Origin of the sequence: Streptomyces ureilyticus (genome assembly GCF_011045025.1) — a bacterium.
Taxonomy (GTDB): domain Bacteria; phylum Actinomycetota; class Actinomycetes; order Streptomycetales; family Streptomycetaceae; genus Streptomyces; species Streptomyces ureilyticus.
Map to the genome: position 1 here is coordinate 1 of NZ_JAAKZX010000286.1, position 9,827 is coordinate 9,827.

Annotated in this window: 7 protein-coding genes; 5 read left to right on the top strand and 2 right to left on the bottom strand. The window is 74.2% G+C overall.

The window, feature by feature from the left end; all coding sequences use genetic code 11:
- From G6048_RS43825 to G6048_RS43845, 5 genes are all read left to right on the top strand, one after another.
- A partial coding sequence (locus tag G6048_RS43825) for a hypothetical protein (RefSeq protein ID WP_235991048.1) occupies nt 1-278 on the top strand: 278 nt, incomplete at its 5' end.
- Between the two features lie 80 nt (nt 279-358).
- Complete coding sequence (locus G6048_RS43830) at nt 359-1,945, top strand: TIGR02677 family protein (protein ID WP_165345197.1); 1,587 nt, start codon at nt 359-361, stop codon at nt 1,943-1,945.
- Nucleotides 1,942-3,573: a TIGR02678 family protein gene (locus G6048_RS43835; protein ID WP_235991049.1), complete on the top strand. Its 1,632-nt coding sequence runs from the start codon at nt 1,942-1,944 to the stop codon at nt 3,571-3,573. The genes G6048_RS43830 and G6048_RS43835 overlap by 4 nt, the downstream gene beginning before the upstream one ends.
- Nucleotides 3,570-7,736, top strand: coding sequence for a TIGR02680 family protein (locus G6048_RS43840; RefSeq protein WP_165345198.1), 4,167 nt, complete (start codon nt 3,570-3,572; stop codon nt 7,734-7,736). The genes G6048_RS43835 and G6048_RS43840 overlap by 4 nt, the downstream gene beginning before the upstream one ends.
- Before the next feature lie 121 nt (nt 7,737-7,857).
- On the top strand, nt 7,858-9,105 hold the full coding sequence (locus tag G6048_RS43845) for a TIGR02679 family protein (RefSeq protein WP_165345199.1): 1,248 nt from the start codon (nt 7,858-7,860) through the stop codon (nt 9,103-9,105).
- A gap of 25 nt (nt 9,106-9,130) precedes the next feature.
- Here the strand turns inward: G6048_RS43845 and G6048_RS43850 are convergent, their stop codons facing one another.
- Nucleotides 9,131-9,301, bottom strand: a complete 171-nt coding sequence (locus G6048_RS43850) for a hypothetical protein (protein ID WP_165345196.1) — start codon at nt 9,299-9,301, stop codon at nt 9,131-9,133.
- Between the two features lie 182 nt (nt 9,302-9,483).
- Nucleotides 9,484-9,827, bottom strand: a 344-nt coding sequence (locus tag G6048_RS43855) for a tyrosinase family protein (RefSeq protein ID WP_165345200.1), incomplete at its 5' end; no start/stop codon positions are given.

Genomic DNA, 9,827 nt, shown 5'->3' on the forward strand with positions numbered 1-9,827 from the left:
GGCCAGGGATGAAACGGCTGCGGGGGATCGGCGTGGCAGTGGCCGCCGGGGCGGCGGTGCTGGTGCTCGCGGGATGCAGCAAGCCGACGGATTACAGCGAGATCGTCACGTTCACCGACGAGCACGGCCGCGCCTGCACGGCGTCGGTGGTCGTCGACCAGGAGCAGAACGAAGGCGACGACTACGAGATCTCCAGCCTCGACTGCGACTACCCCCCGGAGGGCCAGACGCCGGGGCCCACCCGCTACTCGCCCCTGCCGGAGCGGGACGAGAAGTGACCGGCGCCAGACGTAACCCTGTGTGAAACCAGGGCCACGGTTGCCGGGACGGTGTACGCGTCGGGGAGAATGCAGGAACGATGACGTCGACGCCTGCCGGACCAGCACGGGCCGGGTACGCGCCCTTCGCCCACCTCACCGTGCCCAACGCGCCTCTCTACCGCCGGGTCATGGGTACGTTCCTGGCCGCCAAGGAGCGCTTCGCGGTACACCTGCGGCCCGAGGACGTGCACGGCGCGCTGCCGGCCGAGCACCGGCCCGCCGACCTGGACACGGTGGTCAAGGCCCTGGACAGCCTCGTCGAGTGGGGCAACCTGCGGGCGGATCCGGACACCTCCCGGGTCACCGCGGTAGAGGACTTCTACCGCAAGCGCTTCATCTACCAGCTCACACAGGCGGGCGAGGCCGCCGAGCAGGCACTCACCGCGTACGACGAGGCGCTGGGACGGCGCGGCGCACTGCAGGCGGTCGCGCTGCACGACATCGTCACCCAGCTGCGGGCCCTATTGGTGATCGCGGCCGAGGAGGAGCCGGACGCGGCCAAGGCGCATCTGGCGCTGTCCGCGCTGACCGGCCGGTTCGGGGCGCTGGCGGAGAACGCGCGGGCGTTCATGGGCTCGCTGCAGCGCACCATCGACCTGCACGACGTGGAGGTCGATGAGTTCCTCGCGTACAAGGACCGGCTGATCCAGTATCTGGAGCGGTTCATCCAGGACCTGATCACCCTGGGCGGGCGGATCGCCCTGCTCATCGGCGAGTTGGAGGACCAGGGCCGGGCGGACGCGCTGCTGCGGCTTGCGGCGGCCCGCGAGGCGGCCGACGCCGCCCCGGACGAGGCCGAGAGCGCCGAGGCGCAGGCGTACGAGCTGTGGGCGGCACGCTGGGCGGGGCTCGCCGCCTGGTTCGTGTCCGCGGACGGCCGCGAGTCCCAGGCCCGCCTGCTGCGCGGCCGCGCCCTTGCGGCGATCCCACAACTCCTCGCCGTCGTACGGCAGTTGAACGAGCGGCGGGCCGGGCGCTCGGACCGCTCGGCGGACTTCCGGGCGCTGGCCCGCTGGTTCGCCGAGGCGCCCGACGACGAGGCGCGGCACCGGCTGTGGCGGGCCGCCTTCGGGCTGTATCCCGCGCGGCACCTCACCGTCGACGCCGACACCCTCGATCGCCGCACGGCCCGCCCGGTGGCCGCGTCCACCCCGTGGGCTGAGGCCGAGCCGCTGCGGATCAGCCCGCAGCTGCGCCGCACCGGCAGTTACGAACGGCGCGGCAAGGCCCGCAAAGTACAGGACCGCTCCGAGCAGCGGCGGCGTCTCGCCGAGATCGCCGTCCGGCAGGCGGAGGAGACCGCCGCCGCCCGTGCCCGCCTCGCGACGGACGGGACCACGCGGCTGTCCGCGCTCGGCGCGCTCGACCCGGATGCCTTCGGCCTGTTCCTGGGGCTGCTCGGTGACGCCCTGGCCACCTGGCGGCCCGGCATGACGACGACCGTCGCGACCAGCAACGACGGCTCGATGGAGATCCGGCTCACGGCTCTGGCCGACGGGGCGACCGCTGAGATCCGTACACCCGGCGGCGTCTTCCGCGGCCCCGACCACCAGGTCGAGATCACCGATCTCACCCGGACCGGACGCATACGCATGACCAGCCCCCCGATGTGGGAGGAGCGATGAGCACGCCCTTGGGCGAGGTGCTGGACGGCCGGCGCGCCGCCGAGTTCCAGAAGGCCGCCCGCGCCCTGCTGAAGGAACCGCTGCTGCTCGCGCACGGCCCGTACGCCGACGAGTTGCGCCTGGTGCGGCGGCACGCGGCCGAACTGCGCGAGTGGTTCGACCGCAACACCGGCTGGCCGCTGCGCGTGGACGCGGAGTCCGCCCGGCTGGGCCGGACACCCGGCACCCTGTCCGACCCGACCCATCCGGCCCGCGAGGCCGCCCGCGCCCGGGCGCCCTTCACCCGCCGCCGCTATGTGCTGCTCTGCCTGGCGCTGGCCGCGCTGGAGCGGGGCGAGGCGCAGATCGCGCTCGGCCGGCTCGCCGAGCAGGTGGTCCTGGACGCCGCCGATCCCCAACTGGCCGCCGCCGGGATCGAGTTCACGCTGGAGCGGCGCGACGAGCGGCTGGATCTGGCGGCGGTGGTACGGCTCCTCATGCGGTACGGGGTGCTGCGGCGGGTGGCCGGGGACGAGGACGCGTACGTCAGCGGCGCGGGCGACGTGCTGTACGACGTTCAGCGCCGCGTCCTGGCCGGGCTGCTCGCCGCCCGCCGTGGCCCCTCGCTGATCACCGCCGAGGACTTCGAGGACCGCCTGGCCGAGCTGACCGCCGAGAGCGCCCTGGACAGCGACGAACTGCGCTTCCGCGCCATCCGCCAGACCCTGACCCGGCGGCTCCTGGACGACCCGGTCCTGTACTACGACGAACTCACCGACGAGGAGCTCGCCTACCTGACCCGCCAGCGCGCCTTCATCACCGCACGCATCACCGAACTGACCGGCCTGGTCGCGGAGGTACGGGCCGAAGGCATCGCCATGGTCGACCCCCAGGACGACCTGACGGACGTACGAATGCCCGAGCAGGGCACCCACGGCCACGTCACCCTGCTCCTCGCCGAACACCTCGCGTCCGCGGCCGGCCCGGTGAGCCGCACCGACCTCGAACGCAGGGTGCGCGAACTGGCCGCCGAACACGGCGGCTTCTGGTCGAAGTCCGCCAAGCAGCCAGGCGCGGAAGGTGAGTTGGCCGAGCAGGCACTGGCCAAGCTGACCGCGCTCGGCCTGATCACCCGCACACCTGCCGGCGACGTCGCCCCGCTGCCGGCGCTTGCCCGGTACGCGGTCGGCGAGACGGTCGTACGGCAGGCGGGCGCGCCCGCGCGACCGGGTGCGGGTACGCCCGCACGACAGGCAGCGGCCACGCCCGCACGACCGGAGGCGAGTGCCCCCGTACGACAGGGGACGCGAGCGCCCGGACGACAGGCAGCGGCCGCGCACGGAGAACAGGCGAGCACGCCCGCACAACAGGCAGCAGGCACGTCCGCAGAACAGGCGAGCACGCCCGGGCGACAGGCAGCGGATGCCCCCGTAGAGCAGGCGAATACGTCCGTACGACGGGCAGCGGCCACGCACGGAGAACAGGCGCACCCGCCCGCACGACAGGCAGCGGCCACGACCGCACAACAGGCAGCAGGCACGCCCGTAGACCAGGCGAACACGCCCGTACAACAGGCGAGTCCGCACCCCGAGCAGCCCCCGCCTCCCCAGCCCACCTCGCCCGCCGAGCGAAAGGCGCAGCAGTCGTGACCGCCCTGCCCACTCCCGTGCCCGGCCGGTGGCGGCCGCTGCGTATCGGCCTGGTCGATCTCTTCTATTACGACACCGAGGAGTTCTGGTTCCGCGACGGGCGTCTGCTGCTGCGCGGCAACAACGGCACCGGGAAGTCCAAGGTCCTCGCCCTCACCCTGCCCTTCCTCCTGGACGGCGACCTGTCCGCGCGCCGCGTGGAGCCCGACGCCGACCCCGGCAAGCGCATGGAGTGGAACCTGCTGCTCGGCGGGCAGCACCCGCACGCCGAGCGGCTCGGCTACACCTGGATCGAGTTCGGCCGCCGCGACGAGACCGACGGGCGGGAGCACTTCCTCACCCTCGCCTGCGGGCTGAAGGCGGTGGCGGGGCGGGGCATCGCCCGCCACTGGTACGCGGTCACCGACCAGCGCGTCGGCAAGGAGCTCAGCCTGCTCGACGCCACCGGCACGGCGCTGTCGCGGGACCGGCTCGCCGAGGCGGTCGCCGAGCGCGGCATGGTCCACGACACGGCCACGGCGTATCGCAGGGCGGTCGACGAGGCGCTGTTCGGCCTTGGCGAGCGGCGCTATGCCGCTCTCGTCGACCTGCTCATCCAGCTGCGCCAGCCACAGCTGTCGAAACGGCCCAACGAGGCGGCGCTGTCCCGCGCGCTGACCGAGGCGCTGCCGCCCATGGACCAGGCGGTGATCGCGGACGTGGCCGAGGCGTTCCGCTCCCTGGACGAGGAGAAGGAGGAGCTGCGGGCGGCCACCGAGGCCGAGCGGGCGGCGTCCGCGTTCCTCGATCACTACCGCCGCTACGCCCGCGTCGCCACCCGCCGCCGCGCCCGGCTCCCCCGCCACGAGCACGCCCGCTACGAACAGCTGAACCGCGACCTCGCCCAGGCACAGTCCGAGCGGTCACAGGCGGAGGAGGACCGGGAACGGATCGCCGCGCGGATCGCGGAGCTGGAGCAGACCGCCACCCGGCTGACGGCGCAGGAGGCCGCGCTGCGCGAGGGCCCCGAGATGCGCAGCGCCCGCGAGCTGGAACAGGCGGCCGCCGACGCACGCCGCACCGCCGACGATCTGGCCCGCACCGAGGCGGACCGGGAGCAGGCGGCCCAGGCGCACGCCCGCGCTCTGGGCCGCCTCGAGACCGCCGAGCGGCGGCTGTCGGCAGCCGAGCAACAGGTCGCGGACACACTCGCTCGCGAACGGGAGGCCGCCTCGGCCGCCCGCCTCGACGCCCCCCTGCGCACGGAGGGCTCCCCGGAGGCCGAACTGCGCCGCGCCGCCGAGGAGTCGGTGGCGCGCAGGCGGCGCACCATCGACCACGTGGAGGAGCTGGCCGCGCGCGCCGAGGAGGCCGCCGCCGAGCGCCGCGCCGCCGCCCGCCGTCTGGACGAGGCGCAGACCGAGGCCGGCCACACCGCCGAACGGCAGGCCCGGGCGGAGGCCACCGCGGCCGAAGCGGGCCGTGAGCTGGTCGTCGCCGTACGCGAACACCTCGGCGCCTGCGGGGAGTTGACGCTCGACGACCCCGCCGGTCTGCTGGACGGCCTACAGGACTGGGCCGCGCATCTCCAGGGCCCGTACCCGGCGCGCGAGTACGCCGCCGACGCCCATCGCGCCCGAGCCGCGCACCTGGCCGACCAGTCGGCGGCCCTCGGCCAGCGACTGGCCGAACTGGCCGCCCGCCGCGCCGAGTCCGAGCGGGAGCTGGCCGACCTGGAGGCGGGCGGCCAGCGCGGGCCCACGGCTCCGCACACGCGTACTCCCGGTATCCGCGACGAGGCTCCCGGGGCACCCCTGTGGCGTCTGGTCGACTTCCACGACCACGTCGCCGCCGGTGAACGCGCGGGTTTGGAGGCCGCGTTGGAGGCCTCCGGCCTGCTGGACGCCTGGGTGCGCCCGGACGGCACCGCCGTGGCCGCCGACGGACACGACATCCTGCTGTCGCCGGGCGCCCCGCCCCCGGGAGCGACCCTTGCCTCGGTGTTGCGCCCGGCCGTCGACCACGGCGACGCACGTGCCATGGCGGTCGGCGAGGGAACGGTGACCCGTCTCCTGGCCGCCGTGGGCTTCGGCTCCGGCGGCTCCGGCGACACCTGGGTGGCGGCCGACGGCCGCTTCCGCGTCGGCGCCCTGACCGGCAGCTGGTCCAAGGAGACCGCCGCATACGTGGGTGAGGGCGCCCGCGAGGAGGCGCGCCGGGCCCGGATCACGGTCCTGGGCGGCGAACTGGCCTCCCTGGACGGCGAGTTGGCCCGCTTGCGGGACGAGCGCGACCAGGTCGCCCGGCGCCGCCACACCCTGGACGCCGAACTGGCCGCCGTCCCGGACGACGCCGCTCTGCGCCACGCGCACGCACTGGCCGCCGCCGCCGCGGACGCCGGCCACCGGGCCCGTACCCGCCAGGACGAACGCTCCGAGGAACTGGCCTCGGCAGCCCGGAAGGAGGCCGAGACCGCCACCGAACTCACCGACACGGCCGACGCCGTGAACCTGCCCGCCGACCGGGCGGGCCGCACCGCCGTCCGCCAGGCTCTGGCCGACTACACCGCCGTACTCGCCGCCCTGTGGCCCGCGCTGCGCGAGCGTACCGACGCCGGGCGCGCCGTCGCCGACGAACGTACGGAGGCCGAGCGAGCCGGCACCCGCGTGGCCGAACTCGCCCTGCGCGCCGAGGAGTCGGGCCGCCTCGCCGCCACCGCCGACGAACGCCACACCACCCTGCGCTCCACCGTCGGCGCCGCGGTCGCGGAGCTTCAGCGGCGCCTGGCCGACACCGCCGACGCCCTGACCGCCTGCGACCGCGAGAAGCGCACGGCCCATGAGGAGCACCGCGCCGCGGACCAGCGCGCCAGCCGTGCCGAGGGCCGCATCGAGCAGCTGGACAAGGACGTGCGGGAAGCCGCCGCCTCCCGGGCCGAGGCCATCGCCGCACTTCAGCGGTTCGCGGGCACCGGCCTGCTGACCGTCGCCCTGCCGGAGGCGGCCGTACCCCCGCCGGACGGCGACCCGTGGGCGGCCACTCCGGCCATCGCGCTCGCCCGGTCCGTCGAGGCCGAACTCAGCTCGACCGACGACTCGGACGGCGCCTGGGAACGCGTACAGAAGCGGCTCAGTGAGGAGTACAAGAAGCTGCAGGACGCGCTGTCCCGTGGCGGCCACACCGCCACCGCCCGCATGGCCGAGGACGGCATGGTCGTCGACATCGTCTATCAGGGCCGGCGGCGGACCGTCCCCGAACTGGCCGGTGCCCTCGGCACAGAAGTGGCCGAACTGGCGCGCATCCTGTCCGCCCACGAACGCGAGATCCTGGAAACCCATCTGCTGACCGAGGTCGCGGGCACCCTCCAGGAGCTGATCGGAGCGGCCGAACGCCAGGTGCGGGCCATGAACGCCGAGCTTCAGGAGCGGCCCACCTCCACCGGTATGCGGCTGCGTCTGGTGTGGCGCCCTTCGCGCAAGGCGCCGACGGGCCTGGCCCAGGCGCGCGAACGGCTGCGCCAGTCCGCGGACGCCTGGGCGGCCGAGGACCGGGCGGCGGTGGGCGAGTTCCTGCAGGCCGAGATCGCCCGCCGGCAGTCCGACGACGCGGCGGGCAGCTGGCTGGAGGTGCTCACCGCGGCGCTCGACTACCGCGCCTGGCACGAGTTCGGCATCGAACGCCACCAGCACGGCACCTGGGTCCCGGCCACCGGCCCCGCTTCCGGCGGGGAACGCGTACTGGCCGTGTCCGTGCCACTGTTCGCCGCCGCCTCCTCGCACTACGCCACGGCCGCCCCCGACGCACCGCGCCTGGTCACCCTGGACGAGGCGTTCGCGGGCGTGGACGACGACTCGCGCGCCAAGTGCCTGGGCCTGCTGCACGCCTTCGACCTGGACGTGGTGATGACCAGCGAACGCGAATGGGCCTGCTACCCCCAGGTCCCCGGCATCGCCATCGCCCAGCTCTCCCGCGTCGACGAAATCGCCGCGGTCCTGGTCACCCGCTGGGAATGGGACGGCGCGGAACGCGTACGAGGCGCCGAGCCGGGCCACCGCCTGGCGGCACTCCCCGCCCAGGCAGAGGCCCTGGCCGCGCCGGGCGGGGCCTCCGCCTGGGCGGGGACCCCGGCCGCTCCGGGCGGCGATGGGGGTCCCGCCGTGGGCCAGGACCGGTCGTGGACATGAGGTCGTGAGCATGAGGTCGTCGGCACGCAGGCGTGGACATGAGGTCGTCGGCACGCCGTCACACACGCAGGTGTGTGGACATGAGGTCGTGGCGTGAGGGCATAGGCATGAGGTCGTGGACATGAGTACGTACGACGAACCCGGCCCGCGCGTCGACCGCGACCGCCTGACCCGCCTGCTCGGCGACCCCGGCCTCGCCTGGCTGGTCGAGCGCGTACGCCGCCGCCTGGAGCGGGACGAACCGCTCACCGGCCCGGTCACCCTGACCGCCCCCACCACCGCTGAACGTGCCGCCGCCGAACGCCTGCTGGGCCGCACCCCACGCGCCGGACGCTCGCTGACCCTGCGCCTGGACGCGGTGGACGCCGTACTGCGCCGCTCCGGCATCAGCCCCGAAGGCCTCGCCACAGCCGTGACCGCCCTCACCGGCCCGGTCGACCGGCTCTCCGACGTACGCGAACGGGAGGCGAACGCCTGGCAGGACGCGTACACCCCGCTCACCCCGCTCTCCGAACTGCGGCCCGAACTCGCCGACTGGGCCACCCGATTGCGCCAGGACGGCCTCGTACGCCGCCTCGCCCGCACCCCGGACGCGGCAAGGTCGCTGCTCACCGACGCCACGACAGCCCTACGGGCACTGCCCGCCGAACCCGCCGTATCCCTGTCCGCCTACGCCGCCGGCACACTCGGCGACGCCCACGCCCTCGACGACGGCACCCCGCTCGCCACCCTGGTCCTCTCCGGCATCCGCGCCCTGACCGGCTTCCCTGACGGCACCGGAGCCGAATGGCGCCGCGAGGCCTGGGCCTCGGCCGGCCTCCTCAAGGACGCCCTCTCCTCTACGGTCCTCACCCTGGGCCTGCGCGGCACTCCGGCCCTCGACTGGACGGCCGACGCAGGTGAACCGGCCGTCCTGACCCTGCGCCAGCTCACCCGCACCCCGCCGCGGAGGGCCCCCACCACTGTCTACGTATGCGAGAACCCAACCGTCCTGGCCACGGCGGCCGACGCCTACGGCCGCGCTTCCTCCCCCCTGATCTGCCTCCAGGGCCAGCCCTCGGCAGCCGCCCTCACCCTCCTACGCCACCTCCACGCCCACGGCTCCACACTCCGCTACCACGGCGACTTCGACTGGGGCGGCCTGCGCATCGCCACCGCCCTGCTCCGCCGAGTCCCCTGGCACCCCTGGCGCTACACAGCCGCCGACTACCGCACAGCGGCCGCCACCACACCCCTGGCCCCACCACTGGCCGGCACCCCCACCACCGCCCCATGGGACCAGGACCTCCACCCGGCCCTGACCGAACTCGGCGTCCGCATCGAGGAAGAGACGGTCCTGGACACGCTCCTGGCCGACCTCGGACCCTGACGCGCGAACCACCAGCCGCGGCCGCTCACCGGCGGTGATCTCCGCGATGACGACGGAGATCGCCGCCTCTTCGGGAGTGGCCAGGGGGATGTCGACGGGGCTCGGCCGGGCGGCGGAACAGGAAGTCCTCGAAGGCCTCCATCGCGAGCATCAGCAGCATCATGAAGACCGGTAGGAGCAGGGCTATCAAGATCACGGAGCCTCCCGAGGGAAGTGTGATCGGGCTCTGCGGCCGGATGGTTCCCGCTCGATGCGCTCACGAGAACGCCGCCCCTCAAGCCGCGCGTCTGCTGGTCACCCCGCGGTCACCTCCTGCGTGAAACAGCCGGGTCTCCCTCAGTGTGTGGCTGAACGGAGTAATGCGCATGCCGAGGCGGGCTATGCGTACCGGTAGACCCCGCTGTGGTCCTCCACCTCGCCCGGTGTCACGTCCCACGACGGCATCCGCTCATGCCGCGCGACGCCTCGACCGCGCTGTGCGTCGCCCAGGGCGAGCGGCTCGGCGGGGAGACAGCGGGCGCCCGGGCGGCGCCGCTGCCAGCGGAACCAGAGCAGCTCGACGAAAGCATGGTGCAGCCAGAAGACGGGGTCGTTGACGGAGGCACCGCCGACCATGTGACCGTCGGCCCAACGGTGCACCCGGTTGTGGGTACGCCACGCACGGCGTCCGCGCCCGCGTTCAGGGCAGCCTTCACGATCAGTTCGCCGCGGAGGTACGTATC

Coding starts and splice junctions, on each gene's coding strand:
- G6048_RS43830 (WP_165345197.1), top strand. CDS start 359: ATGACGTCGACGCCTGCCGGACCAGCACGGGCCGGGTACGCGCCCTTC.
- G6048_RS43845 (WP_165345199.1), top strand. CDS start 7,858: ATGAGTACGTACGACGAACCCGGCCCGCGCGTCGACCGCGACCGCCTG.
- G6048_RS43835 (WP_235991049.1), top strand. CDS start 1,942: ATGAGCACGCCCTTGGGCGAGGTGCTGGACGGCCGGCGCGCCGCCGAG.